General features: G+C 61.6%; 23 protein-coding genes. 3 read left to right on the top strand and 20 right to left on the bottom strand.

Features of this window, described 5'->3' with window-relative positions:
* Window positions 1–38 precede the first annotated feature (38 nt).
* The 19 genes from nuoL to ACW9IN_RS01105 all read right to left on the bottom strand — a co-directional run bounded on the left by nuoL (window position 39) and on the right by ACW9IN_RS01105 (window position 20,758).
* A complete protein-coding gene (gene nuoL, locus ACW9IN_RS01195) occupies window positions 39–1,892 on the bottom strand; it encodes an NADH-quinone oxidoreductase subunit L (RefSeq protein ID WP_457364148.1) in 1,854 nt (617 codons plus the stop codon).
* On the bottom strand, window positions 1,889–2,197 hold the full coding sequence (gene nuoK, locus ACW9IN_RS01190; protein WP_003174727.1) for an NADH-quinone oxidoreductase subunit NuoK: 309 nt from the start codon (window positions 2,195–2,197) through the stop codon (window positions 1,889–1,891). The genes nuoL and nuoK overlap by 4 nt, the downstream gene beginning before the upstream one ends.
* A 2-nt stretch (window positions 2,198–2,199) precedes the next feature.
* A complete protein-coding gene (gene nuoJ, locus ACW9IN_RS01185; RefSeq protein ID WP_457364147.1) occupies window positions 2,200–2,703 on the bottom strand; it encodes an NADH-quinone oxidoreductase subunit J in 504 nt (167 codons plus the stop codon).
* 9 nt (window positions 2,704–2,712) lie between these two features.
* Window positions 2,713–3,261: an NADH-quinone oxidoreductase subunit NuoI gene (nuoI, locus tag ACW9IN_RS01180; protein ID WP_003174725.1), complete on the bottom strand. Its 549-nt coding sequence runs from the start codon at window positions 3,259–3,261 to the stop codon at window positions 2,713–2,715.
* A gap of 11 nt (window positions 3,262–3,272) precedes the next feature.
* The gene (nuoH, locus tag ACW9IN_RS01175; protein WP_457364146.1) at window positions 3,273–4,280 is read right to left on the bottom strand and encodes an NADH-quinone oxidoreductase subunit NuoH; all 1,008 of its coding nucleotides are present in this window, start codon (window positions 4,278–4,280) and stop codon (window positions 3,273–3,275) included.
* On the bottom strand, window positions 4,277–6,991 hold the full coding sequence (nuoG, locus tag ACW9IN_RS01170; protein WP_457364145.1) for an NADH-quinone oxidoreductase subunit NuoG: 2,715 nt from the start codon (window positions 6,989–6,991) through the stop codon (window positions 4,277–4,279). The genes nuoH and nuoG overlap by 4 nt, the downstream gene beginning before the upstream one ends.
* 135 nt (window positions 6,992–7,126) lie before the next feature.
* Entirely contained in the window at window positions 7,127–8,482 is a 1,356-nt protein-coding gene (gene nuoF / locus ACW9IN_RS01165) for an NADH-quinone oxidoreductase subunit NuoF (RefSeq protein ID WP_457364144.1), read from the bottom strand.
* The gene (nuoE, locus tag ACW9IN_RS01160) at window positions 8,479–8,976 is read right to left on the bottom strand and encodes an NADH-quinone oxidoreductase subunit NuoE (RefSeq protein ID WP_457364143.1); all 498 of its coding nucleotides are present in this window, start codon (window positions 8,974–8,976) and stop codon (window positions 8,479–8,481) included. The genes nuoF and nuoE overlap by 4 nt, the downstream gene beginning before the upstream one ends.
* Before the next feature lie 2 nt (window positions 8,977–8,978).
* Complete coding sequence (gene nuoC / locus ACW9IN_RS01155; RefSeq protein WP_457364142.1) at window positions 8,979–10,763, bottom strand: NADH-quinone oxidoreductase subunit C/D; 1,785 nt, start codon at window positions 10,761–10,763, stop codon at window positions 8,979–8,981.
* Window positions 10,764–10,836: 73 nt separating this feature from the next.
* On the bottom strand, window positions 10,837–11,511 hold the full coding sequence (locus ACW9IN_RS01150; RefSeq protein WP_457364141.1) for a NuoB/complex I 20 kDa subunit family protein: 675 nt from the start codon (window positions 11,509–11,511) through the stop codon (window positions 10,837–10,839).
* A 10-nt stretch (window positions 11,512–11,521) separates the two neighbouring features.
* Window positions 11,522–11,935, bottom strand: coding sequence for an NADH-quinone oxidoreductase subunit A (locus ACW9IN_RS01145; RefSeq protein WP_457341178.1), 414 nt, complete (start codon window positions 11,933–11,935; stop codon window positions 11,522–11,524).
* A gap of 646 nt (window positions 11,936–12,581) precedes the next feature.
* Complete coding sequence (gene aceA, locus ACW9IN_RS01140) at window positions 12,582–13,907, bottom strand: isocitrate lyase (RefSeq protein ID WP_457364140.1); 1,326 nt, start codon at window positions 13,905–13,907, stop codon at window positions 12,582–12,584.
* Window positions 13,908–14,394: 487 nt separating this feature from the next.
* Window positions 14,395–15,132, bottom strand: a complete 738-nt coding sequence (locus tag ACW9IN_RS01135) for a secretin N-terminal domain-containing protein (protein WP_457364139.1) — start codon at window positions 15,130–15,132, stop codon at window positions 14,395–14,397.
* Window positions 15,133–15,346: 214 nt separating this feature from the next.
* Window positions 15,347–15,769, bottom strand: a complete 423-nt coding sequence (locus ACW9IN_RS01130; protein ID WP_457364138.1) for a GNAT family N-acetyltransferase — start codon at window positions 15,767–15,769, stop codon at window positions 15,347–15,349.
* Entirely contained in the window at window positions 15,762–16,928 is a 1,167-nt protein-coding gene (locus tag ACW9IN_RS01125) for a ribosomal protein uL16 3-hydroxylase (protein ID WP_457364137.1), read from the bottom strand. The genes ACW9IN_RS01130 and ACW9IN_RS01125 overlap by 8 nt, the downstream gene beginning before the upstream one ends.
* An 83-nt stretch (window positions 16,929–17,011) precedes the next feature.
* Window positions 17,012–18,382: an adenylosuccinate lyase gene (gene purB / locus ACW9IN_RS01120; protein WP_457364136.1), complete on the bottom strand. Its 1,371-nt coding sequence runs from the start codon at window positions 18,380–18,382 to the stop codon at window positions 17,012–17,014.
* Between the two features lie 125 nt (window positions 18,383–18,507).
* Window positions 18,508–19,131: a high frequency lysogenization protein HflD gene (hflD, locus tag ACW9IN_RS01115; RefSeq protein ID WP_457364135.1), complete on the bottom strand. Its 624-nt coding sequence runs from the start codon at window positions 19,129–19,131 to the stop codon at window positions 18,508–18,510.
* Window positions 19,128–20,252 (bottom strand): tRNA 2-thiouridine(34) synthase MnmA, encoded by a 1,125-nt coding sequence (gene mnmA / locus ACW9IN_RS01110; protein ID WP_457364134.1) that lies wholly within the window; start codon window positions 20,250–20,252, stop codon window positions 19,128–19,130. Before mnmA ends, hflD begins: the two co-directional genes overlap by 4 nt.
* A 59-nt stretch (window positions 20,253–20,311) precedes the next feature.
* The gene (locus ACW9IN_RS01105) at window positions 20,312–20,758 is read right to left on the bottom strand and encodes an NUDIX hydrolase (RefSeq protein ID WP_457364133.1); all 447 of its coding nucleotides are present in this window, start codon (window positions 20,756–20,758) and stop codon (window positions 20,312–20,314) included.
* A gap of 185 nt (window positions 20,759–20,943) precedes the next feature.
* Between ACW9IN_RS01105 and ACW9IN_RS01100 the strand changes: the two genes are divergently transcribed.
* Window positions 20,944–21,810 carry an NAD(P)-dependent oxidoreductase gene (locus ACW9IN_RS01100; RefSeq protein ID WP_457364132.1) on the top strand — a complete coding sequence of 289 codons (867 nt, stop codon included), beginning with the start codon at window positions 20,944–20,946 and terminating at the stop codon, window positions 21,808–21,810.
* A 1-nt stretch (window position 21,811) separates the two neighbouring features.
* Here the strand turns inward: ACW9IN_RS01100 and ACW9IN_RS01095 are convergent, their stop codons facing one another.
* A complete protein-coding gene (locus ACW9IN_RS01095) occupies window positions 21,812–22,717 on the bottom strand; it encodes a LysR family transcriptional regulator (RefSeq protein WP_457364131.1) in 906 nt (301 codons plus the stop codon).
* A gap of 98 nt (window positions 22,718–22,815) precedes the next feature.
* Between ACW9IN_RS01095 and ACW9IN_RS01090 the strand changes: the two genes are divergently transcribed.
* Window positions 22,816–23,592, top strand: coding sequence for an SDR family NAD(P)-dependent oxidoreductase (locus ACW9IN_RS01090; RefSeq protein ID WP_457364130.1), 777 nt, complete (start codon window positions 22,816–22,818; stop codon window positions 23,590–23,592).
* A 32-nt stretch (window positions 23,593–23,624) separates the two neighbouring features.
* Window positions 23,625–24,833: an MFS transporter gene (locus ACW9IN_RS01085; protein ID WP_457364129.1), complete on the top strand. Its 1,209-nt coding sequence runs from the start codon at window positions 23,625–23,627 to the stop codon at window positions 24,831–24,833.
* Window positions 24,834–24,899 lie beyond the last annotated feature (66 nt).

Genomic DNA, 24,899 nt, shown 5'->3' with positions numbered 1-24,899 from the left:
CGGGCTCGTTTCCTTTTGCAATTTCGCAACGTTCATAGTCAGACCGCTACCAGGACAATGGCGCCGATCACCAGCACGGCACCCGCCGCCATGGAAGCTGCGTACCAGCGCAGTTGGCCGGTCTCGCTGCGGCTCAGGGCGGTGTGACCGGCCTTGGCGGTGCGCGGGATCAAACCGATGGTCTGGTCGAGCGGGTCTTTGCGCAGTACATGGCTGATGGCCAGGTAAGGCTTGACGAACAGTTTGTCGTAGATCCAGTCGAAGCCCCAGGCGGCGAACCACCAGGCTGACAGGACACGGCCAATGCCACTGTTGGCAACCGCGGTCACGAAGCGACGCTTGCCGAGGAACAGCAGGGCCGCCAGCAGGATACCGGCGATCGCGATGGCGCCCGAGGCGATTTCCAGGCTGTGCTGGGCTTCGCCGCCGGCATGACCGACGCTTTGCGGCAGTACACCGTGCAGAGGCGGGGTGATCATGGCGCCGACGAAGGTCGACAGGATGATCAGTACCGACAGTGGCAGCCAGTGCGAGATGCCATGGCCTGCGTGGGCTTCGGTCTTGGCTTCACCGTGGAAGGCGATGAAGATCAGGCGGAAGGTGTACAGCGAGGTCATGAACGCACCTGCCAGGCCTGCGTACAGCAGGTTCTGGTGGCCGCTGGCAAAGGCTTCCCAGAGGATTTCGTCCTTGGAGTAGAAACCGGCGGTCACCAGCGGCAGGGCGGCCAGGGCGGCACCACCGACGATGAAGCTGGCGTAGGCCAGCGGCAGTTTTTTCCACAGGCCGCCCATCTTGAAGATGTTCTGCTCGTGGTGGCAGGCCACGATCACCGCACCGGAGGCGAGGAACAGCAGGGCCTTGAAGAACGCGTGGGTCATCAGGTGGAAGATCGCCGCGTCCCAGGCGCCAACGCCCAGGGCCAGGAACATGTAGCCGATCTGGCTCATGGTCGAGTAGGCGAGGATCCGCTTGATGTCGGTTTGCACCAGGGCGGCAAAACCGGCCAGTACCAGGGTCACGCCGCCGACGATGCCCACCAGGTGCAGGATTTCCGGCGCCAGGGTGAACAGGCCGTGGGTACGGGCGATCAGGTAGACACCGGCGGTGACCATGGTTGCGGCGTGGATCAGTGCCGAAACCGGGGTAGGACCGGCCATCGCATCCGCCAGCCAGGTTTGCAGCGGCAGTTGCGCGGACTTACCGACGGCGCCGCCCAGCAGCATCAGGGTCGCGAGGGTGATCCAGAAGTCGCCGACCTGGAACTTCTGCGGAGCCAGCACCAGCAGTTCCTGGATGTTCAGCGTGCCCACCTGTTGGAACAGGATGAACAGGCCGATGGCCATGAACACGTCGCCGATGCGGGTCACGATAAAGGCTTTGAGTGCGGCGTTACCGTTGTTGCGGTTGCTGTAGTAGAAACCGATCAACAGGTACGAGCACAGGCCCACGCCTTCCCATCCGAAGTACAGGAACAACAGGTTGTCGCCGAGCACCAGGAACAGCATGCTGGCGATAAACAGGTTGGTGTACGAGAAGAAGCGCGAGTAGCCCGCTTCACCGCGCATGTACCAGGACGCGAACAGGTGGATCAGGAAGCCCACACCCACCACCACGCCGAGCATGGTGATGGACAGACCGTCGATGTAGAGCGCGAAGTCCGGCTTGAAGCCTTCCACCGCCATCCACTTCCACAGCACCAGGGTATAGTGACCGCCTTCCGGTGGTGCCACGTTGAATTGCCAGATGACGTAGGCGGCCACGATGGCCGACAGGCCAATGGAGCCCACGCCCACCAGGGCAGACAGGTTTTCCGACCAGCGTCCACGGGAGAACGACAGCAGCAGGAAACCGATCAGGGGAAATACGAAAGTCAGAAAGATCATGTTCATCCGCGCATCTCACTGGCAGCGTCGATATCAAGCGTGTGGAAGCGACGATACAGTTGCAGCAGGATCGCCAGGCCGATACTGGCCTCGGCGGCTGCCAGGCTGATCACCAGGATGAACATGACTTGTCCATCCGGCTGGCCCCAACGTGCACCGGCGACGATGAAGGCCAATGCCGCGGCGTTCATCATGATTTCCAGGCTCATCAACACGAACAGAATGTTACGGCGGACCATCAGGCCGACCAGGCCAAGGCAGAACAGGATGCCGGCGACCGCCAGACCATGCTCCAGAGGGATAGCAGGCATCGTCATTGCTCCTTGGCTTCGTTGCGGCCCAAGTGGAAGGCGGTGACGGCTGCGGCGAGCAGCAACATCGACGCCAGTTCGACCACCAGCAGGTACGGGCCGAACAGGCTGATGCCCACGGCTTTCGCGTCCACGGTGGTGTGGCCGATGGCCTGGCCGCTCTGGTGAGCGAACAGCACATACAGCAGTTCACCCAGCAGCAGGGCCGCCAGGATGACCGGGCCGAGCCAGATGCCGGGCTTGAGCCAGACGCGTTCCTGGGCGACCGAGGCCGGCCCCAGGTTGAGCATCATCACCACAAACACGAACAGCACCATGATGGCGCCGGCGTAGGCGATCACTTCCAGCACACCGGCGAACGGCGCGCCGAGGCTGAAGAAGGTCATGGCCACGGCGATCAACGAAATGATCAGGTAGAGCAGGGCGTGCACAGGATTGGTGTTGGTGATCACGCGAAGCGTGGACACCACTGCAATACCGGACGCGAAATAGAAAGCGAATTCCATCTTTCTTCCTTAAGGCAGCAAGCTCTTCACGTTGATCGGCTCGGCTTCGTTTTGTGCGGCGCCCTTCGGCTTGCCGGCAACGGCCATACCTGCAACACGATAGAAGTTGTAATCAGGGTTTTTACCGGGACCAGAGATCAGCAGATCTTCTTTCTCGTACACCAGGTCCTGACGTTTGAACTCGGCCATTTCGAAATCCGGCGTGAGCTGGATCGCGGTGGTCGGGCAAGCTTCCTCGCAAAGGCCGCAGAAGATGCAGCGCGAGAAGTTGATGCGGAAGAAGTCCGGGTACCAGCGACCGTCTTCGGTTTCAGCTTTCTGCAGGGAGATACAGCCCACCGGGCAGGCTACCGCGCACAGGTTGCAGGCTACGCAGCGCTCTTCGCCGTCGGGGTCGCGGGTCAGCACGATGCGGCCGCGATAGCGCGGCGGCAGGTACACCGCCTCTTCCGGGTATTGCAGGGTGTCGCGTTTGCGAAAGCCGTGACCGAACACCATCACCAGGCTTCGCAACTGGGTACCGGTACCCTTAACGATGTCGCCAATATATTTGAACATGGGTCAAATCCTCACTGAACCGCGCCGGCTGGCGTGTTCAACAACACAAGCGCAGCGGTCACCAGCAAATTGATCAGGGTCAGCGGCAGGCAGAATTTCCAGCTGAAATCCATCACCTGGTCATACCGTGGGCGCGGGATGGAGGCGCGCAGCAGGATGAACAGCATGATGAAGAACGCGGTCTTCAGGGCGAACCAGACGAAGGCCAGTTGCGGCAGGATGCCGAACGGACCGTGCCAGCCACCGAAGAACAGGGTGACCAGCAGCGCCGAGATCAAGATGATGCCGATGTACTCACCGACGAAGAACATGCCCCATTTCATGCCGGCGTATTCGATGTGATAGCCGTCGGCCAGTTCCTGTTCCGCTTCCGGCTGGTCGAATGGGTGACGGTGGGTCACGGCGACGCCGGCGATGAAGAAGGTACAGAAGCCGAAGAACTGCGGAATGATGAACCACAGGTTCTGTGCCTGGTACTCGACGATGTCGCGCATGTTGAACGAGCCGACCTGCACCACGATGCCCATCAGGGCCAGGCCCATGAACACTTCGTAGGACACGGTCTGGGCCGAAGCCCGCAAGCTGCCCAGCAGTGCGAACTTGTTGTTGCTCGACCAGCCGGCGAACAGCACCGCATAGACCGACAGACCGGCCATGGCGAAGAAGAACAGCAGGCCGATGTTCAGGTCCGCGACGCCCCAGGTCGGGGTGATCGGGATGATCGCGAAGGCGATCAGCAAGGCGCTCATGGCCACGACCGGTGCCAGGGTGAAGATCACCTTGTCGGCAAACGGCGGGGTCCAGTCTTCCTTGAAGAACATCTTCAGCATGTCGGCCGCGATCTGGAACATACCGAACGGACCCACACGGTTCGGACCGTAACGGTCCTGCCACCAGCCCAGCAGGCGACGTTCCACGAAGGAGAGCAGGGCGCCGGCGACCACCACGGCCAGCAGCACCACGATCGCCTTGAGGACCGCAATGATCACGTCGATCACTTCAGGGGTGAACCAGGTCATTGTGCTGCCTCCTGCAGACCATCAACGGTTTTGCCAAAGATGGCGGGCGGGATGCCGGCGATGCCTTTGGGCAACGCCACCAGGCCAGCGCCCAGCTCTTCGTTGATGCGCAGCGGCAGGCGCAGGGTCTGGCCGGCCACGTTCAGGCTCAGCAGTGCACCGTCGTTGACGCCCAGGCGGTCGGCTTCGGACTTGGCCAGCGCCACGTAGGCCTGTGGAAGACGCTCTTGTACCGGCGCGGCCTTGGAAGAGGTCTCTTCGCTGCCGAACAGGTGGAAGAACGGCACGGCTTGCCAGGTGCCCTGGGCCGGGTTGAACGGACGGGGAACGGCGGCGAACCAGTTCAACGCGTCACCGGTGCTTTCGATCAGGCGGGTGCCCGGGTCGCCAGCGCGGATGTGACCGCCGACTTCGTCCTGGAACTTGTTCCAGGCTTGCGGCGAGTTCCAGCCCGGCGACCACGCGAACGGTACTTGCTGGCGCGGTTCGACGGAGCCCGAGTAGCCTTCCATGGAGAAGGCGAACGCGGTGTCGGTGTCTTGCGGGGTACGTGGTTCATGCACGCTGATGTTGGCGCGCATGGCGGTACGACCGGAATAACGCAGCGGTTCGCGGGCCAGCTTCATGCCCTTGATGCGGAACGCAGCGGACGGGGCGGCGTCGACGATGCCGGCCAACTGCGCGGTGCTCGAGGCAACGGCGGCGGTGACGTGGTCGAGCTGGGTCCAGTCGATCGGCTGGTTCAGCAGAGTGGCGCGCAGGGCGTGCAGCCAGCGCCAGCCTTCGTGTACCAGGATGCTGGCGTCCATGTATTTCGGATCGAACACCTGGAAGAAACGCTGGGCGCGGCCTTCCTGGCTGACCAGGGTACCGTCGCCTTCAGCGAAGCTGGCGGCGGGCAGGACCAGGTCGGCGCGGTCGCTGGTGGCGGTCTTCTGGTGATCGGCGACGATCAGCACCTTGGCGGCGTTGAGCGCAGCGTCAACCTTGGCCGCGTCGGTGCGGGTGTACAGGTCGTTTTCCAGCACCACGATGGCATCGGCCTTGCCGTCGATCACGCTTTGCAGCGCGGCGTCGACCGATTCGCCACCGAGCATGGCCAGGCCGAGGCTGTTGGCTTCCGGCACGACCAGGCTGATGGAGCCGTTCTTCTCGCGCAGCTTCAGCGCCTTGGCGATGTTGGCGGCGGCTTCGATCAGCGCCTTGGAACCCAGCGAGGTACCGGCGATGATCAGTGGGCGCTTGGCGGCCAGCAGGGCGTCGGCGATACGCTGGGCCAGTTCCACGGCTTCAGCGTCCAGGCCTTCGACGGCAGGTGCGCTGGCGTCGAGAGCGTGGGCCACGGCGAAACCGATGCGGGCCAGGTCGTCCGGAGCTGCGTGCACGCACTCTTCGGCCACGTCGTCCAGCTTGGTTTCAGCCAGGCTTGCGATAAACAGCGGGTTCAGCGCGTGCTGGCCGATGTTCTTCACGGCGGCGTCGAGCCAAGGCTGTACGCGCATGGCTTCGGCCATGTCTTCGGCCTTGCCCTTGACCGACTGGCGCAAGGCCAGGGCGATGCGGGCGGCGGTCTGGGTCAGGTCTTCACCGAGGACGAAGACGGCGTCGTGGTCTTCGATGTCGCGCATGTTCGGAACCGGCAGCGGGCTGTCGTTCAGCACTTGCAGGACCAGGCGGATGCGCTCCAGCTCAGCGGCTTCGATGCCGGAGTAGAAGTGCTCGGCGCCGACCAGTTCGCGCAACGCGTAGTTGCTTTCGAGGCTGGCGCGTGGCGAACCGATACCGACGATGTTGCGGCCACGCAGCAGGTCGGCGGCGTTGTCCAGCGCGTCGTCCAGGCTCAGCTTGGTGCCGTTGGCCAGCAATGGCTGGCGTGGACGGTCCTTGCGGTTGACGTAGCCATAGCCGAAACGGCCACGGTCGCACAGGAAGTACTGGTTCACGGAGCCGTTGAAACGGTTTTCGATGCGGCGCAGTTCGCCATAGCGCTCGCCCGGGGAGATGTTGCAACCGCTGGAGCAGCCATGGCAGATGCTCGGGGCGAACTGCATGTCCCACTTGCGGTTGTAGCGCTCGGAGTGGGTCTTGTCGGTGAACACACCGGTCGGGCAGACCTCGGTGAGGTTGCCGGAGAACTCGCTTTCCAGAACGCCGTCTTCGATACGACCGAAGTAGACGTTGTCGTGCGCACCGTACACGCCCAGGTCGGTGCCGCCGGCGTAGTCCTTGTAGAAACGCACGCAACGGTAGCAGGCGATGCAGCGGTTCATTTCATGGGAAATGAACGGGCCGAGGTCCTGGTTCTGGTGGGTACGCTTGGTGAAGCGATAACGGCGCTCGTTGTGGCCGGTCATCACGGTCATGTCTTGCAGGTGGCAGTGGCCGCCTTCCTCGCACACCGGGCAGTCGTGCGGGTGGTTGGTCATCAGCCATTCCACGACGCTTGCGCGGAATGCCTTGGATTCTTCATCGTCGATGGAGATCCAGGTGTTGTCGGTGGCGGGCGTCATGCAGGACATGACGATGCGACCACGGGTGTCGTTCTCGTCGTTGTACTGCTTGACCGCACACTGGCGACAGGCACCGACGCTACCGAGTGCGGGGTGCCAGCAGAAATACGGAATGTCGAGGCCTAGCGACAGACAAGCCTGTAACAGGTTGTCCGCCCCATCGACTTCGAGCGCTTTGCCGTCTACGTGGATAGTGGCCATGGTTCAAAGTTCTTCGTTGGCCCGGTGTCAGCGGGCGTGGCTAATGGAATCTTGTTATTCATGTGCATCTACACAGCCCTGAGGGCGTCAGCACATGAGAAGGCGAAGGGCACGGACCCTTCGCCTTTTTAAGCGTTACGCGCCGACTACGATCGGCTTCGCCAGAGGCGGGACGGCGGCGCTGGTGGGCGCGATGCCGGCTTCGAACTCCGAGCGGAAGTATTTGATGGCGCTGCCCAATGGCTCCACGGCGCCCGGTGCGTGAGCGCAGAAGGTCTTGCCTGGGCCGAGGAAACCGACCAGGCCCAGCAGGGTTTCGATATCACCCTCGCGGCCTTCGCCTTTTTCCAGGGCCATCAGCAGCTTCACGCTCCACGGCAGACCGTCGCGGCACGGGGTGCAGAAACCGCAGGACTCACGGGCAAAGAACTGCTCCATGTTGCGCAGCAGCGAGACCATGTTGACGGTGTTGTCCACCGCCATCGCCAGGCCCGTACCCATCCGGGTGCCGACCTTGCCGATGCCGCCGGCATACATTTGTGCGTCCAGATGTTCGGGCAACAGGAAACCGGTACCGGCGCCGCCGGGCTGCCAGGCTTTCAAGGTATAGCCGTCGCGCATGCCGCCGGCGTAGTCCTCGAACAGCTCGCGGGCGGTCACACCGAATGGCAGTTCCCACAGGCCCGGGTTCTTGACCTTGCCGGAGAAGCCCATGAGCTTGGTGCCCATGTCTTCGCTACCTTCGCGAGCCAGGGATTTGTACCAGTCCACGCCGTCGGCGATGATCGCCGGCACGTTGCACAGGGTCTCGACGTTGTTCACGCAGGTCGGCTTGCCCCACACGCCCACGGCGGCAGGGAAGGGCGGCTTGGAGCGCGGGTTGGCGCGGCGACCTTCGAGGGAGTTGATCAGTGCGGTTTCTTCACCGCAGATGTAACGCCCGGCGCCGGTGTGCACGAACAGCTCGAAGTCAAAACCCGAGCCGAGGATGTTCTTGCCCAACAGGCCAGCGGCCTTGGCTTCTTCCACGGCACGGTTGAGGTGCTTGGCGGCGGTGGTGTACTCGCCGCGCAGGAAGATGTAGCCGCGGTAGGTTTTCAGCGCGCGGGCGCTGATCAGCATGCCTTCGATCAGCAGATGGGGCAGTTGCTCCATCAGCATGCGGTCTTTCCAGGTGTTCGGCTCCATTTCGTCCGCGTTGCACAGCAGGTAGCGGATGTTGATGGATTCGTCCTTGGGCATCAGGCCCCACTTCACCCCCGTGGGGAAGCCTGCACCGCCCCGACCTTTGAGGCCGGCGTCTTTCACGGTCTGGACGATATCGTCCTGGGCCATGTCGGCAAAGGCTTTGCGTGCAGCGGCATAGCCGTTCTTGGCCTGGTATTCGTCGAGCCATACCGGCTCGGCATCGTCACGCAGGCGCCAGGTCAGCGGGTGGGTCTCAGGCGACCGCTGGATGCGGTTGGCCGGGCCGAAAGAAGTCAGGGTCATGGGTAGCCCTCGAGCAATTGGGTGACGCCGGATGCCTGCACGTCGCCGAATGTGTCGTCGTCGATCATCAACGCCGGCGCCTTGTCGCAGTTGCCCAGGCAGCATACCGGCAGCAGCGTGAAGCGGCCGTCCGGGGTGGTCTGGCCGAGGCCGATACCGAGCTTGCTCTGGATCGCGCTGACCACGGACTCGTGGCCACCGATGTAGCAGACCATGCTGTCGCACACGCGAATGATGTGGCGGCCCACCGGCTGGCGGAAGATCTGGCTGTAGAACGTGGCCACGCCTTCAACGTCGCTGGCGGGGATGCCGAGCAGTTCGCCGATGGCGTAGACGGCACCGTCCGGCACCCAGCCGCGTGCTTTCTGCACGATCTTCAAGGCTTCGATCGACGCCGCGCGCGGGTCTTCGTAGTGATGCATCTCGTGCTCGATGGCCGAGCGCTCGGCTTCACTCAAGGTGAAGCGGTCTGTCTGGATAAGCGTGCTGTTCATGCTTAGCGGTCCACGTCGGCCATAACGAAGTCGATACTGCCCAGGTACGCGATCAAGTCCGCGACCATCTCGCCTTTGATCACCGAAGGGATCTGCTGCAAGTGGGCGAAGCTTGGGGTGCGAATCCGGGTGCGGTAGCTCATGGTGCCGCCGTCGCTCGTCAGGTAGTAACTGTTGATGCCCTTGGTCGCTTCAATCATCTGGAAGGATTCGTTGGCCGGCATGACCGGGCCCCACGAAACTTGCAGGAAGTGCGTGATCAGGGTTTCGATGTGCTGCAGCGTGCGCTCTTTGGGCGGTGGCGTGGTCAGCGGGTGATCCGCCTTGTACGGGCCTTCCGGCATGTTGCGCATGCACTGGTCGATGATCTTGATGCTCTGGCGCATCTCTTCGACGCGGACCATGCAGCGGTCGTAGGCGTCGCCGTTCGCGGCCAGCGGTACTTCGAATTCGAAGTTCTCGTAGCCGGAGTAGGGGCGGGCTTTACGCAGGTCGAAGTCGCAGCCGGTGGAACGCAGGCCGGCACCGGTGACGCCCCATTCCAGGGCCTCTTTGGTGTTGTACGACGCCACGCCGATGGTGCGGCCCTTGAGGATGCTGTTTTGCAGGGCGGCCTTGGTGTACTCGTCCAGACGCTTGGGCATCCACTCGACGAATTCCTTGACCAGCTTTTCCCAGCCGCGCGGCAGGTCGTGGGCGACGCCACCGATGCGGTACCAGGCCGGGTGCAGACGGAAACCGGTGATGGCTTCGATCACTTTGTAGGCGCGCTGACGGTCGGTGAAGGTGAAGAACACCGGGGTCATGGCGCCCACGTCCTGGATATAGGTGCCCAGGAACAGCAGGTGGCTGGTGATGCGGAAGAACTCGGCCATCATGATGCGGATGGTGTCGACCTTCTGCGGTACCTTGATGCCGGCCAGCTTCTCGACCGAGAGCACGTACGGCAGGTTGTTCATCACGCCGCCGAGGTAGTCGATACGGTCGGTGTACGGGATGTAGCTGTGCCAGGACTGGCGCTCGCCCATCTTCTCGGCGCCACGGTGGTGGTAACCGATGTCCGGCACGCAGTCGACGATTTCTTCGCCGTCCAGTTGCAGGATGATGCGGAATGCACCGTGGGCCGAAGGGTGGTTCGGGCCCAGGTTGAGGAACATATAGTCCTCGTTCGCACCGGAACGCTTCATGCCCCAGTCTTCCGGACGGAAGCGCGCGGCTTCTTCTTCCAACTGTTGCTTGGCAAGGTTCAGGCTGAACGGATCGAATTCGGTGGCGCGGGCAGGGAAGTCCTTGCGCAGCGGGTGACCTTCCCAGGTCGGCGGCATCATGATGCGCGACAGGTGCGGGTGGCCCGGGAAGTCGATGCCGAACATGTCCCAGACTTCACGCTCGTACCAGCTGGCGTTCGGCCAGATACCGGTGACGGTCGGGACGCTCAGGTCGCTCTCGGACAGCGCGACCTTGATCATCACGTCGCTGTTACGCTCCAGCGACATCAGATGGTAGAACACGGTGAAGTCGGCGCCGCTCGGCAGGCCCTGGCGCTTGGTGCGCAGACGCTCGTCCACGCCATGCAGGTCGTACAGCATGACGTAGGGCTTGGGCAGGTTGCGCAGGAAGGTCAGGACTTCGACGAGCTTGGCACGCGACACCCACAGCACCGGCATGCCGGTGCGGGTAGCCTGTGCGGTGAACGCATCAGCGCCAAAACGGTTATTGAGTTCGACGACCACATCCTGGTCGTCTGCCTTGTAAGGCGGGATGTACAGAGCACTGCCTGTAGTCATGGTCTTTTTATCGCTTTCGGTCAACGTAAAGAATGAAGCCAGGTTTTCGTTCTAATAGAAGAAGCGGTCTGGATCAGACTTCGTCGGGGCTGCGCAGGTTGGTGACTGCGATTCGCTGTTCGCGGCGCTCTTCCTTTTGCGAAGGCATCTCGGCGCGATAAACGCCTTGATCGCCAACGACCCAGGAAAGCGGGCGACGCTCCTTGCCAATCGATTCCTGCAGCAGCATCAAGCCTTGCAGGAACGCTTCAGGGCGAGGCGGGCAGCCAGGCACGTAGACGTCCACGGGCAGGAACTTGTCCACCCCTTGAACGACGGAATAGATGTCGTACATGCCACCGGAGTTGGCGCACGAACCCATGGAGATCACCCACTTGGGTTCCAGCATTTGCTCGTAGAGACGCTGGATGATGGGTGCCATCTTCACGAAGCACGTACCGGCGATGACCATGAAGTCCGCCTGGCGCGGCGATGCCCGGATAACTTCGGCGCCGAAGCGCGCGATGTCGTGGGGCGCCGTGAAGGCGGTGGTCATTTCCACGTAGCAGCACGAAAGGCCGAAGTTGTACGGCCACAGGGAGTTTTTACGCCCCCAGTTGACTGCACCGCTCAGCACGTCTTCGAGCTTGCCCATGAAGATGTTTTTGTGGACTTGATCCTCTAACGGATCGGCAACGGTTTCCCGCTGGCCGATGGGGTACTGCTCGTTAGGAGCATCCGGGTCGATCCTGGTGAGATTGTATTGCATCGCCAAAGCCTCATTGTTTCAGCTTCGCTTGCCGCTTGCGACGAGCTTCCGGAGCCCAATCAAGGGCGCCCACTCGAAATAGGTAGACAAGGCCTGCCAACAGAATTGCTATGAAAACGAGGGCTTCGACGAATCCGGTCCAGCCGCTTTCGCGGACGGACACAGACCAGGCAAAGAGAAAGAGGGCTTCGATATCGAAGATCACGAACAGCATCGCGACCAGATAGAATTTGGCTGAAAGCCGCAAGCGGGCGCCACCTGTAGGCAGCATGCCGGACTCGAACGGTTCATTTTTGCTGCGGCCCCAGGCTTTTGACCCGAGGAGGCTGGAGACGCCGAGCATGAAGGCGCAGAGGCCGCCGACACCGAGGAGGAAAATGGCAAAGCCCCAGTTGTGGGCCATGAGTCCTGTCGCTTCGGTCATGCTGGGAATCCTTAACAGAGAGCAAGGGTCTCTGAGCTTGAAAAAGTAACGATGCAGTGACGATATGTCGCACTGCAATCAATCGCGGTGATTTTATGGCTAAACACCGGGCAAGTAAAATTCCTGTGGCGAAATTATTCGATGGAATAAGGACATAGTGCGCCTTTGTGGGGCTGCAGCCCTTGTGCTGTGGGCATTAGCGGGCTTTTGAACAATTAAGTTTTGTTTGTCTGGTAACGAAGCTTTCATGCTCCAAATGATAATGAATATTGTTTGGGTGGGGTTTAAGCGAATGTTTCTCGAGTGGCCGGGGAAGTTGCCGTTACTTGCTTGATTGTCGGTTAGTTGCTGACGGGGATCTTTTAACCGATCTGGTTCGCGCAAACACCGCTCTGGATCAATGTTTTGCCAAAAAACTCCTGACTGAATGCATTCCCCTTGTGGGAGCGGGCTTGCCCGCGATGGCGGTGTGTCAGTAAATGAATGCGGTGACTGTTGTACCGCTATCGCAGGCAAGCCAGCTCCCACATTGGGTTGTGGTGATCTTGAGATAAAAAAACGCCCCGAACCAGTCGGGGCGTGATGTGTGTGCGGCACTGCGGTTAGGTCTTCCCTGGGGCCGCAATGGCCGTGTACTCGGTACGGCTTAGTGGAACTGCTCTTCTTCGGTCGAGCCGGTCAGCGCGGTTACGGACGAGGTGCCGCCCTGGATCACGGTGGTCATGTCGTCGAAGTAGCCGGTGCCCACTTCCTGCTGGTGCGCTACGAAGGTGTAGCCTTTGGCGGCGTCGGCGAATTCCTGCTCCTGCAGCTTCACGTAGGCGGTCATGTCGTTGCGGGCGTAGTCGTGCGCCAGGTTGAACATGCTGTGCCACATGTTGTGAATGCCGGCCAGGGTGATGAACTGGTGCTTGTAGCCCATGGCGGACAGTTCGCGCTGGAACTTGGCGATGGTCGCGTCGTCCAGGTTCTTCTTCCAGTTGAAGGAAGGCGAGCAGTTGTAGGACAGCAGTTGGTCCGGGTATTCCTTTTTGATCGCTTCGGCGAAGCGACGGGCTTCGTCCAGGTCCGGCTTGGCGGTTTCGCACCAGATCAGGTCGGCGTACGGCGCGTAGGCCAGGCCGCGAGCGATGGCCTGGTCGAGGCCGGCGCGCACTTTATAGAAGCCTTCCTGGGTGCGGGTGCCGGTCACGAACGGCTGGTCGTACGGGTCGCAGTCCGATGTCAGCAGGTCGGCGGCGTTGGCATCGGTACGCGCCAGGATGATGGTCGGTACGCCGGCGACGTCAGCGGCCAGGCGAGCAGCGGTCAGCTTCTGTACAGCTTCCTGGGTGGGCACCAGTACCTTGCCGCCCATGTGGCCGCATTTTTTTACCGAGGCCAACTGGTCTTCGAAGTGCACGCCGGCAGCGCCTGCCTCGATCATGCTCTTCATCAGTTCGTAGGCGTTCAGCACGCCACCGAAACCGGCTTCGGCGTCGGCGACGATCGGCGCGAAGTAGTCGATGTAGCCTTCGTCACCCGGGTTCTTGCCGGCTTTCCACTGGATCTGGTCGGCACGACGGAACGAGTTGTTGATGCGCTTGACCACGGTCGGCACCGAGTCCACCGGGTACAGCGATTGGTCGGGGTACATGGATTCAGCGGAGTTGTTGTCCGCTGCCACTTGCCAGCCGGACAGGTAGATCGCCTGGATACCGGCTTTCACCTGTTGTACTGCCTGGCCGCCAGTGAGGGCGCCCATGCAGTTGACGAAATCTTTGTCGGGACGGAAGGACGGCTTGGCACCCTGGGTGACCAGGTTCCACAGCTTCTCGGCGCCCATTTTTGCAAAAGTGTGCTCAGGTTGAACCGAGCCACGCAGGCGGACGACGTCAGCAGCGGAGTAAGTGCGTGTCACGCCTTTCCAGCGCGGGTTTTCAGCCCAGTCTTTTTCGAGGGCTGCAATTTGCTGTTCGCGTGTCAGTGCCATGGGGAAAAACCTCGTCGCGTCTTGTTGGAAATGTCCGTTTTTTCCAGCCATGCATTCAATGCGTGGGCAGGACTGCTCGCTGACCAGAAGCTTAGGCGGTCATGTCGGGTCTGGCGGGGAATGCGACGGGATGAACGATTGGCGAGAGGGTGGAGCAGGTAAAGGCGGACCGGGAACAGTCTTCGGGCGTCGTGGGCCCTGGGGCGTTCGTCAGTGTGTAGCCGGGTTACCTGGTTGGCTTCCGTCCCTCGGGACAACTTCGTTCCAGTCGCAACCTCGTCACACACGCCTTGTGGGCGGTAAAGACACGAATCGGCTCGGGTGGGATGACTTGGAGCGCGATCCGAAGGCCCTTGCCAGGGCCCCTGATTAGCGGGAGCGAGGCCATCATGCCCATGCTTTTTTAGCGCGTCAAATGTTTTGTAGTGCTTTTTTCAAAGCGCTACATCTTTAGTCTAATACGACTCGCCAGTCAGTTTTTGGTGCTTCAGTTCAGGGTATCGACCTTGACCCGTAAAGTCAGGTCATCCCGGCCCTGGGTAGAGTAGCTGCGGGTTGTAGAGGATTTGTCGGCCTGGGTCTCGCGATTGATGCCGGCCAGAGGGATCCATTCACCCAGGCGTCCGCTGATGGTTGTGTCGGTACTCTGAATGTTCACTACATCGGGACGTTCCTGGCTCATGCGGTCACGGTTGGTACTGATGGCCAGGTGTACGGTCTCGCCGGTGACGCTGGCGGTGACATAGAACCCCTGGGTGACGTTGCGATACTGGGTCTGGTTCTGCAGGCGCCCGTAGCTGTCTTGCTGGGTGGTGGTCAGCGGTACGCTCTGGCCGACCTGGATCAAGGCGGGTACGCCTTCGCTGGCTTGAATCTGCTGGATACCACCGTCACGGCTGGCGGTGCCGTAGCTGATGATGCGGGTCTGGCTATCGCCGGTGTTCTGCTGGTTGTTCTCGTTGGTGTCGACGGTGATCAGCAGGCGCTTGGCTGGCGTGTCCAGCTGTGAGAGCAGGGTACGCAGATCCTGAATCTTGCCGGGTTCGGCGTTCACGATCAGCTGGTTGCCGTAGGCGCTGACGGTGCCGTCCTTGCCAATGAAATTCTGCGCCACGGGCAGCAGGTCGGCGCTGGTGCGGTTGCTCAGGTTGACGACTTCCGTTTCGGCCATGGCTGAGGCGCTGGCGGTCAGGAGAAGGGCGGTGAGCAGCGTGCGTAGGGACATGTCCGTGATCTCTGCGAGTCATTTAGGCTGGATAGTGCCAGTTTGTCGGCCTGGCCGGTCGCAAATTGAATCGTAGACGGCAAAATGCCTTGGCGGTGCAGGGCATTTTGAGGTGTTGCTGCTAAAGCTATCGCGGGCAAACCCGCTCCCACAGTTGAAATGCATTCTCCTGTGGGAGCTGGCTTGCCTGCGATGCAGGCGACTGGGTCTGAAGTCAGACCTCGCGCACCATATCCACATGCGGAATCCCGACCTCAAGAAACTCGTCACTGACGATCTTGAAGCCCAGCCGCTCATAAAACGGCGCCGCATACACCTGTGCACTGAGAAACTGCCGGGTCTGGCCGCGTCGCTCGGCCTCGCCGATCACCGCGTCCATCAGCTTGCCGCCCACGTTCAGGCCACGCCAATCCTTGAGTACCGAGACCCGACCGATTTCGCCCGTGGGCAACAAGCGCGCGGTGCCAATCGGAAAGTCACCTTCGAAGGCGAGGAAGTGCACCGCATCGGCGTCTTCCGAATCCCACTCAAGTTCCGGCGGTACCGACTGTTCAGCGATAAACACCGCTTCACGAATGCGCCGAATCTCGGCGATATCCTTTTGCCAATCCGCGACACTGACGTGAATCTTATTCATCGGCAAATCCCAGGCTTCCTTGCTTGACCAGTTCGTGCAGCAGATCGCGACCATCTTCATCCGCCAGCCATGGGCCGAGGTTGTCGGCGTGCAGGGCGTCGGCGGCGCAGATCAGCTTCAGCAGTTCGCGCAGCTTGCCCGGCAGATAGCGGCTCTGGCCGCTGGCGAACAGCAGGAGGTCGTCGTCCACTTCCGACCAGGCCAGGCGTGCGCTCGGGTTGCGCACCAGGATCGCGCCGTCTTGCAGGCTGCCGATAAAGTCGTCTTCGCCCAGCTCTTCCCCGGCCACCAGTTCAGGGTAGCGCGGCTCGGTCATGAACTGGCCGAACCAGGTGAGCAGCATGCGTTCGTCGCTCATGTGCTCGGCCAGCAGGCTCTTGAGACGGTCGAGGGCATCGCCTTGAATTTGATGTGGGTCCGCCGCCGGTTGGGCGTCAGCGTCAGTGTAGCGTTCTTCGTCGGTGAGGTACTGGCTGAGGAAGTCGGTGAAGTGGGTCAGCACTTCAGCGGCGCTGGGTGCGCGGAAGCCTACCGAGTAGGTCATGCAGTCATCTTCGGCAATACCGAAGTGCGCCAGGCGCGGCGGCAGGTACAGCATGTCGCCCGGCTCCAGTACCCATTCGGCGCTCTCTTCGAATTCAGCGAGGATGCGCAGATCGGCATGTTGCAGCAGAGGGCTTTCGGAGTTGCACATCTGGCCGATTTTCCAGTTGCGCTTACCCTGCGCTTGCAGCAGGAACACGTCGTAGTTGTCGAAGTGCGGACCCACGCTGCCGCCAGGTGCGGCGAAGCTGATCATTACGTCGTCGATGCGCCAGCTCGGCAGGAAGCGGAACTGCTCCAGCAGTTCGGCGACTTCCGGCACGAACTGGTCGACCGCTTGCACGAGCAGGGTCCACTCGCGCTCGGGCAGGGTGCTGAACGCATCTTCGGCGAACGGGCCGCGACGCAGTTCCCATGGACGCTCGCCGTGCTCGATCACCAGGCGCGACTCGACTTCTTCTTCCAGGGCCAGGCCGGCCAGTTCGTCGGCGTCGATCGGGCTTTCGAAATCAGGGATGGCCTGACGGATCAGCAGCGGTTTTTTCTGCCAGTAGTCGCGCAGGAATTCCCGTGCCGTGATACCGCCCAAAAGTTGAAGAGGGATGTCAGGATTCATGTGTAACCTATTGAAAAAAAGCATTTTTCAGACTGAAATAAAAACGCCCGGCGCGGCCGGGCGTCTCAAGGGTCTTGCGTGAATCAGATGCGCTTGGCCTGGGCCACGGCATTGCCAATGTAATTGGCCGGAGTGAGCAGTTTCAGCTCGGCCTTGGCGGCGGCCGGCATGTCCAGCGAGTCGATGAAAGTTTGCAGCGCTTCAGGGCTGATGCCCTTGCCGCGGGTCAATTCTTTCAGCTTCTCGTAGGGGTTTTCGATGTTGTAGCGACGCATCACGGTCTGGATCGGCTCGGCCAATACTTCCCAGCAGGCGTCCAGGTCGGCGGCGATCTTCTGCTCGTTCAGCTCCAGCTTGCCGATGCCTTTGAGACTGGCTTCGTACGCGATCACGCTGTGGGCAAAGCCCACGCCGAGGTTGCGCAGTACGGTGGAGTCGGTCAGGTCGCGCTGCCAGCGGGAAATTGGCAGCTTGCTGGCCAAGTGCTGGAACAGCGCGTTGGCGATGCCCAGGTTGCCTTCGGAGTTTTCGAAATCGATCGGGTTGACCTTGTGCGGCATGGTCGACGAACCGATTTCACCGGCAATGGTGCGCTGCTTGAAGTAGCCCAGGGAGATGTAGCCCCAGATATCACGGTCGAAGTCGATCAGGATGGTGTTGAAGCGCGCAATGGCGTCGAACAGCTCGGCGATGTAGTCGTGCGGTTCGATCTGGGTGGTGTAGGGGTTGAAGGCCAGGCCCAGCTCGTCTTCGATGAAGGCGCGGGCGTTTTCTTCCCAGTCGATTTCCGGGTAGGCCGACAGGTGGGCGTTGTAGTTGCCCACGGCGCCGTTGATCTTGCCCAGCAGTGGCACGGCCGCGACTTGAGCGATCTGGCGCTCCAGGCGATACACCACGTTGGCCAGCTCTTTACCCAGGGTGGTCGGCGAAGCCGGTTGGCCGTGGGTGCGCGACAGCATTGGCACGTCGGCGAAGCGCAGGGCCAGTTCGCGAATGGCGTTGGCGGTCTGGCGCATCAGCGGCAGCATCACGTCATCGCGGCCTTCACGCAGCATCAGGGCGTGGGACAGGTTGTTGATGTCCTCGCTGGTGCAGGCAAAGTGGATGAACTCGCTGACCTTGGCCAGTTCCGGCAGTTTGGCCGCTTGTTCCTTGAGCAGGTACTCAATGGCTTTTACGTCGTGGTTGGTGGTGCGCTCGATCTCTTTGACACGCTCGGCGTGCTCCAGAGCGAAGTTGTCGGCCAGGGCGTTCAGCACGGCGTTGGCTTCGGCGGAAAACGCCGGCACTTCACCGATGCCCGGGTGAGCGGCCAGGCGCTGGAGCCAGCGCACTTCAACCAGAACGCGGGCACGGATCAGGCCGTACTCGCTGAAAATAGGGCGCAGGGCCTGGGTTTTGCCGGCGTAGCGGCCGTCAACAGGGGAAACCGCAGTGAGCGAAGAGAGCTGCATGGGGTGTTCTCGGACAGTCGGGCAACGAAATGGGGCGCGTATCATACATGAAAAAATCCGCCGGTCCGTTGCCAACTGACCGGCGTATTACGCGTGTGGTGCTGAAAAAGGCGGGTTGCTGCGACTTATTCGTTACGCATCAACGGGTAAAGCTCTTTGAGTAATTTTCGACGGCTGATGACCAACTGCCAACGGTGGCCACCCAACTGACGCCACAGCCGTGCCGAGCGAATACCGGCCAGCAGCAGCGCACGGATTTTCGAAGCGTTGTTGGGCTGTTGCAGGTTGCGCATGTCACCGTGCACCTGGATCCGCTGGCGCAGTGTGCTCAGGGTGTCCTGATACAACGCGCCGCAGGCGGCGATCACGTTTTCGTGGGCCGGGCCGAAATGTTCCACCTGGGACTGAATCTGCGGCAGGCGGTTACCGATGGTTTCCAGCATGTCGTCGCGCTTGGCCAGTTGACGTTCGAGGCCGAGCATCGACAGGGCATAGCGCAGCGGCTCGCGCTGCAGGGTGCTGGGGTCGCGCTCCAGGGCGCCGATCAGCGCGCGGTAGCCCTCGCGCAGCGCCAGGTCGTCGCCGCCGTAGACTTCAAGGGTGTCCTTGGGGTCGCGGATCAGCAGACTGCCGAGCATGCAGGTCAGCCCGGCCTCGGTGACCTGGCCGGTCTTGGCGATCTTGTCCACCAGCACCGCCGCCAGAAACACACCGCCCAGCGCCGTCAATTGCTCCTGGATCGGGCTCATGCCGGGTTGCTCCAGGCTTCGGCCACTTCGATCACGCCGCCGCCCAGGCACACTTCACCGTCGTAAAACACCACCGACTGCCCAGGCGTCACCGCGCGTTGCGGCTCGTCGAAAGTCGCGCGGTAGCCGGTCGCGGTTTTTTCCAGGGTGCAAGCCTGGTCGCCCTGGCGATAACGCACCTTGGCGGTCAGGCGGCGCGGAGTGCTCAGGTCGATCGGATTGACCCAGTAGATCTCCGAGGCGAGCAGGGCGCCGGAGAACAGCAGCGGGTGTTCGTTGCCTTGACCAACGATCAGCACGTTGTTGACGAGGTCCTTGACCAGCACATACCACGGCTCGTCCCCGGCGTCTTTCAAGCCGCCGATACCCAACCCCTGGCGCTGGCCGATGGTGTGGTACATCAAGCCATGGTGGCGGCCGATGACTTCACCTTCGGTGGTCTTGATCTCGCCCGGTTGCGCCGGCAGGTACTGCTTGAGGAAGTCGCTGAAGCGGCGCTCGCCAATAAAGCAGATACCTGTGGAGTCTTTCTTCTTGGCGGTGGCCAGGCCGTGCTTCTCGGCGATCCGGCGCACTTCGGGTTTTTCCAGCTCGCCGACAGGGAACAGTGTCTTGGCGATCTGTTCGCCGCCGACGGCGTGCAGGAAATAGCTCTGATCCTTGTTCGGGTCCAGGCCCTTGAGCAGTTCGGTGCGGTTTTCGATGTCGCGACGGCGCACGTAGTGGCCGGTGGCGATCAGGTCGGCGCCCAGCATCAGGGCGTAGTCGAGGAACGCCTTGAACTTGATTTCACGGTTGCACAGGATGTCCGGGTTCGGCGTGCGACCGGCCTTGTATTCGGCCAGGAAATGCTCGAACACGTTGTCCCAGTACTCGGCGGCGAAGTTGGCGGTGTGCAGCTTGATGCCGATCTTGTCGCACACGGCCTGGGCGTCCGCCAGGTCGTCCATGGCGGTGCAATATTCGGTTCCATCGTCTTCTTCCCAGTTCTTCATGAACAGGCCTTCCACCTCATAACCCTGCTCCATGAGCAGAACGGCGGAAACGGAAGAGTCCACGCCGCCGGACATGCCGACGATGACGCGCTTCTTTTGTGTGTCAGAAGGGGCTGGATCACGCATAGGGTTTCAACGGGTGTCTTGAAAAAGGACGCGATTCTAACAGGCTCGAGCCTGCAAGGCTAAAGAGAAGGGCGGATCAGCTCGAGACTGTGGCGCTGGCCGGCCAGGTAATCGTCGATGCAGCGGATGATCAGTTCGCTGCGCCAGTCTTCACGCAGGGCAATCAGCTCGTCGCGGGTCAGCCAGCGGGCGCGGACGATGCCATCGTCCAACGTGTACTCCGGATGATGTTTCAGCGCCTTGGCGATAAAGCACACGCGCTGGTAGGTCACGCCGTTGCTGGGCGCGGTGTACAGATAGATGCCGACAATGCCGGTGGCTTCGACGTCCCAGCCGGTTTCTTCCAGCGTCTCGCGCACCGCGGCTTCGGTCAGGGTTTCGTTCGGGTCCAGATGGCCGGCGGGCTGGTTCAGCACGGCGCGACCCCCCTTGAGTTCTTCAACCATCAGGAAACGGCCGTTGTCTTCGACGATGGTGGCGACGGTGATGTGAGGTTGCCAGCTCATGAGTCCCTCTCGATGGTTAAAAACGCTCGACATCATACGGGCCTGTTCGCGAGGCTTGCAAAAAACTGCTTTTCGCATAAATATATATTTTATTGTAAAAATTTATATTTTTTTCGTGTGTTGGCGGAACTCAATGCGCGATGGGTATTTGTGGATGAATGATTTCCCTATCTGGAGTGTGAACAATGGCAACTATTGCAGTATTGGGTCTGGGCGCGATGGGTTCGCGCATGGCATTGAACCTGTTGCGGGCGGGGCATGCAGTGACGGTCTGGAACCGCAGCGCCAAGGCGGCTGAAGAGCTGGTCGCCGCCGGTGCACGACAGGCGACCACGCCGAGGGAGGCCGCCAGCGGCGCGTCGATTGTCTTGAGCATGGTGCGTGACGATGCAGCGTCACGAGACGTGTGGTTGAACCCGGAACACGGCGCCGCGGCGGGCATGGCGCCCGACAGCATCGCGATCGAGTCGTCCACGGTTTCCCACGAATGGATCCTGGCGCTGGGTAAGGCGTTGCAGGTCAAGGGCCTGGCCCTGATCGATGCGCCAGTGTCCGGTTCGCGACCGCAAGCCGAAGCTGCGCAATTGGTGTTTCTGGTGGGCGGCGCGCCGGCGGTGGTCGAGGCTGCTCGCACCGTGCTGCTGGCGATGGGCACTTCGTTGCATCACGTGGGGCCATTGGGGGCGGGTGCACTGGTCAAGCTGGCGACCAATGCGCTGCTGGGCGTTCAGGTCACTACCCTGGCCGAGCTGTTTGGCATGCTCGGCAAGCAGGGTGTCGACCTGACCAAGGCCTTCGATGCGGTGGCGGCAACCTCGGTGTCCAGCGTTGCCTCCCAACGCAGCGCGGCGTCCATGGCGGCGGGCAATTTTGCCCCGCAGTTCCCGGTGACGCTGATCGAAAAGGATTTCGGCTACGTGGTGAGCGCGGCGGGTGGCGCGCAGTTGGCGCCGACCATCGAAGCCTCGCGCCAGGTGTTCGGTACGGCTATCGAACAGGGCCTGGGCGACCTCAATATGACGGGCGTTGTGCGGCTGTTCACCGAAGGCTAAATCATACGAGTTTCCCGACAAACTCCAGCAACGCGCGGGTCTTGGCCGGAACATGGTGCCGCGACGGGTAGTACGCATACAGCGGGAAGCGCAAATCCGACCATTGCGGGAACACCGGCACCAGCTCACTGGCGGCCAGGTGTTTTTCCGCCCCCATCTCGAACAACTGCCTGATCCCCAGCCCGGCAAGGCAGGTACTGAACAAGGTGCCTGCCTCGTTGAGGGTCAGTGTGCCCTTGGGTTTCACCACCAGCTTCTTGCGCCCTTGATGAAACTCCCAGGGAAACGGCCTGCCGCTGATCGGTTCGCGGAACAGAATGCAGCGGTGCTGTCCGCTCTCCAGCTCCCGTGGGTGGCCGGGGTGCCCGAAGCGTTCCAGGTAAGTGGGCGAGGCCACGGCCAGTACGCGCGTGTCGAACAATTTTCTGGCCACCAGGGATGAAGCTTGCGGGTGGCCGAAACGTAAAGCCAGATCAAAGCCGTCAGCGATCAGGTCGCCCAGTTCGTCACGGCAACGCAGCTCCACTTCCAGCTCCGGGTGAGCATCCATGAACTGACCCAGGCGCGGGCCGAGGATGTGTTGGGCAAACAAGGGGTCGACGTTGACCCGCAAGCGTCCGCTGACTTTCTGCACTTCGCCGGCCGCACTGCCGGTGGCTTCCGCCAGCGCGGCAATCAGCGGCATCACCTGCTCATAGAATTGCCGGCCTTCGTCGGTCAGCCGCACCGAGCGCGTGGTGCGCTCGAATACGCGGATACCCAGGCGGGCCTCAAGCCGTGCAACCGAGCGGCTGACACCTGACTGAGACATGTCCAGCGCTTCGGCGGCACCACCAAAGCTGCGGGTGTCGACCACGGCAGCCATCACGTCGACGCCTTCGAGCAGGTGGGAGCTGAGGGTTGGCATTGTTGATTCCTGCGCATAGAAGTTATGACTTTCATGCTATCGCAATCATGGATGCGTGACCGCAGAATTTCTCTGGCACACATCCTGGAGGTTTCTGCATGGCACGTATTCTTATCACCGGTTCGTCCGATGGCCTTGGCCAGATGGCGGCCCGGCAATTGGTGGACGAAGGACACAGCGTGGTGCTGCATGCACGCAATGCCGTGCGCGCCGCCTATGCCCTTGAACAGGTGCCTGGCGCTGAAGCGGCATTGCACGCCGATTTGTCGAGCATTGAGCAAACCCGTGAGTTGGCCTCGCGCATCAATGCGATGGGCGAATTCGACGCGATCATTCATAACGCCGGTGTCGGTTTTGAAGAGCCGGTGCGAGTGGGAACCGTGGATGGCTTGCCCCATGTGTTCGCGATCAATGCTTTGGCGCCGTATATCCTCACGGCGCTGGTCAAGCGCCCAAGCCGCTTGATTTACGTCAGTTCGCGCATGCACTACTGCGCCGACGTGTCGTTGCAGGACCTGGCCTGGGAGCGGCGCCCGTGGAACGGCACGCGGGCTTATTCCGACTCTAAATTGCATAACGTTCTGCTGGCCTTTGCCGTGGCGCGGCGCTGGCCCGACGTGCTTTCCAACAGCCTGGAGCCCGGTTGGGTCTCGACCAAGCTGGGCGGCGAAGGGGCGACGGATGATCTGGATCTGGCGCCGCGCACCCAGGCATGGCTGGCCGCCGGTACTGCTCGCGACAGCTACGTGACAGGCGGCTACTTCTATCACCAGCGTCCGGCTGCGCCGCTCAAGGCGGCATTTGACGTCGAGCTGCAGGATCGTTTTCTTGCGCAATGCGAGCAGCTGTCCGGTGTCGCGTTGCCGATTCACTGATCCTTTTCTCAAATACCCATCTGGAACACTTCATGGAAACCACTGCTTCACATTTCGCTCCGGAAAACACGGGCGAAGGTCACCGGTTGGCCGTCTCCCGGGCTCGTAGCACAGCAGCGGTGCTGGCACTGAGCCTGGGCTGTTTTTCGTTCGTCAGCACCGAGCTGATGCCGGTGGGTGTATTGCCGTCCATGGCAGCAGGCTTGGATGTATCGCTCGGGCAAGCGGGCTATCTGGTCAGCTGCTTCGCGTTCGTGGTGGCATTGACGGCGGCACCGTTGACCGGACTGCTCGGCTCGATCAACCGCAAGGCGCTGATGGCGATCCTGTTGGCGGTTTGCTGCGCAGGCAATCTGGTGACGTGGCTGGCCCCCAGCTACGCCGTGGTGCTGGTCGGGCGTTTGCTGGTGGCAGCCGCCATCGGGGTGTTCTGGTCGACAGCGGTGGTCACGGCGGTGTACCTGGTGCATGCCCGCAATGCGGTGCGCGCTACCCAGGCCGTATTTGCTGGGGTGTCGCTGGCGACTGTCCTCGGTATACCGGCAGGCACGGTGCTGGGTGAGCATCTTGGCTGGCGGGCGGTGTTCGCGGGGTTGGGGGCATTGAGTCTGGTGGTTTTCGTGGCGGTGACCTGGTCGGTACCGGCAGTGCGTATTTCGGGCGCGGCCACTCGGGATGCAATGGGCAGGGTGCTCAGGAGTGGGCCCTTGCTGGCAGTGTTCGCAGCGACGGCGTTGATCGTGACGGGTAACTTTCTGGCCTACACCTACATCACGCCCTACCTCGAACAACTGGCGCAGATGAGTGCGCTCGACATCAGCCGTCTACTGTTGGTCTATGGTGGTGCGGGGGTGGTGGCCAATTTCGTGGTGGGCCCTTTTGCCGGAAAATCGCTGAAAACCTGCCTGGTGCTGGTGACGGCGTTAATGGCGGCAGGGCTTGTGGCGTTGGGCTTGGCGCTGGTGAGCTTCATGATCATTCTGGCGATCTGGGGTGCTGCCTATGGCGCGATTCCCGTGCTGTTGCAGACGTCGGTGTTCAAGGGCGCCGCATTGATCGAGGGCGGGGCGGACGCGGCAACGTCCATCAATGTTGCGGTGTTCAACGCAGCCATTGGCCTTGGCGCATTGATCGGCGGGTTGATCATCAACGGGGCGGGGGTGAGCCTTATCCCGCCAGTGGCGGCAGGTTTCGTGCTGGCAGGGTTGGGCGTGGTGGTCGGGCTGGTTCGCAAGGCATGATGCTGGAACCGCGCATAAACAAAAGCCCCGGCACATGGCCGGGGCTTTTTTGCAGCGTTTACAACC

The organism is Pseudomonas sp. SDO5271_S396, assembly GCF_054071795.1.
This window is presented reverse-complemented; position numbering and strand designations above follow the sequence as displayed.

What these genes read in the sequence shown, in the direction of transcription:
- nuoL (WP_457364148.1), bottom strand. Translation starts at nt 1,892, where the DNA reads ATGAACATGATCTTTCTGACTTTCGTATTTCCCCTGATCGGTTTCCTG.
- nuoK (WP_003174727.1), bottom strand. Translation starts at nt 2,197, where the DNA reads ATGCCTGCTATCCCTCTGGAGCATGGTCTGGCGGTCGCCGGCATCCTG.
- nuoJ (WP_457364147.1), bottom strand. Translation starts at nt 2,703, where the DNA reads ATGGAATTCGCTTTCTATTTCGCGTCCGGTATTGCAGTGGTGTCCACG.
- nuoI (WP_003174725.1), bottom strand. Translation starts at nt 3,261, where the DNA reads ATGTTCAAATATATTGGCGACATCGTTAAGGGTACCGGTACCCAGTTG.
- nuoH (WP_457364146.1), bottom strand. Translation starts at nt 4,280, where the DNA reads ATGACCTGGTTCACCCCTGAAGTGATCGACGTGATCATTGCGGTCCTC.
- nuoG (WP_457364145.1), bottom strand. Translation starts at nt 6,991, where the DNA reads ATGGCCACTATCCACGTAGACGGCAAAGCGCTCGAAGTCGATGGGGCG.
- nuoF (WP_457364144.1), bottom strand. Translation starts at nt 8,482, where the DNA reads ATGACCCTGACTTCTTTCGGCCCGGCCAACCGCATCCAGCGGTCGCCT.
- nuoE (WP_457364143.1), bottom strand. Translation starts at nt 8,976, where the DNA reads ATGAACAGCACGCTTATCCAGACAGACCGCTTCACCTTGAGTGAAGCC.
- nuoC (WP_457364142.1), bottom strand. Translation starts at nt 10,763, where the DNA reads ATGACTACAGGCAGTGCTCTGTACATCCCGCCTTACAAGGCAGACGAC.
- ACW9IN_RS01150 (WP_457364141.1), bottom strand. Translation starts at nt 11,511, where the DNA reads ATGCAATACAATCTCACCAGGATCGACCCGGATGCTCCTAACGAGCAG.
- ACW9IN_RS01145 (WP_457341178.1), bottom strand. Translation starts at nt 11,935, where the DNA reads ATGACCGAAGCGACAGGACTCATGGCCCACAACTGGGGCTTTGCCATT.
- aceA (WP_457364140.1), bottom strand. Translation starts at nt 13,907, where the DNA reads ATGGCACTGACACGCGAACAGCAAATTGCAGCCCTCGAAAAAGACTGG.
- ACW9IN_RS01135 (WP_457364139.1), bottom strand. Translation starts at nt 15,132, where the DNA reads ATGTCCCTACGCACGCTGCTCACCGCCCTTCTCCTGACCGCCAGCGCC.
- ACW9IN_RS01130 (WP_457364138.1), bottom strand. Translation starts at nt 15,769, where the DNA reads ATGAATAAGATTCACGTCAGTGTCGCGGATTGGCAAAAGGATATCGCC.
- ACW9IN_RS01125 (WP_457364137.1), bottom strand. Translation starts at nt 16,928, where the DNA reads ATGAATCCTGACATCCCTCTTCAACTTTTGGGCGGTATCACGGCACGG.
- purB (WP_457364136.1), bottom strand. Translation starts at nt 18,382, where the DNA reads ATGCAGCTCTCTTCGCTCACTGCGGTTTCCCCTGTTGACGGCCGCTAC.
- hflD (WP_457364135.1), bottom strand. Translation starts at nt 19,131, where the DNA reads ATGAGCCCGATCCAGGAGCAATTGACGGCGCTGGGCGGTGTGTTTCTG.
- mnmA (WP_457364134.1), bottom strand. Translation starts at nt 20,252, where the DNA reads ATGCGTGATCCAGCCCCTTCTGACACACAAAAGAAGCGCGTCATCGTC.
- ACW9IN_RS01105 (WP_457364133.1), bottom strand. Translation starts at nt 20,758, where the DNA reads ATGAGCTGGCAACCTCACATCACCGTCGCCACCATCGTCGAAGACAAC.
- ACW9IN_RS01100 (WP_457364132.1), top strand. Translation starts at nt 20,944, where the DNA reads ATGGCAACTATTGCAGTATTGGGTCTGGGCGCGATGGGTTCGCGCATG.
- ACW9IN_RS01095 (WP_457364131.1), bottom strand. Translation starts at nt 22,717, where the DNA reads ATGCCAACCCTCAGCTCCCACCTGCTCGAAGGCGTCGACGTGATGGCT.
- ACW9IN_RS01090 (WP_457364130.1), top strand. Translation starts at nt 22,816, where the DNA reads ATGGCACGTATTCTTATCACCGGTTCGTCCGATGGCCTTGGCCAGATG.
- ACW9IN_RS01085 (WP_457364129.1), top strand. Translation starts at nt 23,625, where the DNA reads ATGGAAACCACTGCTTCACATTTCGCTCCGGAAAACACGGGCGAAGGT.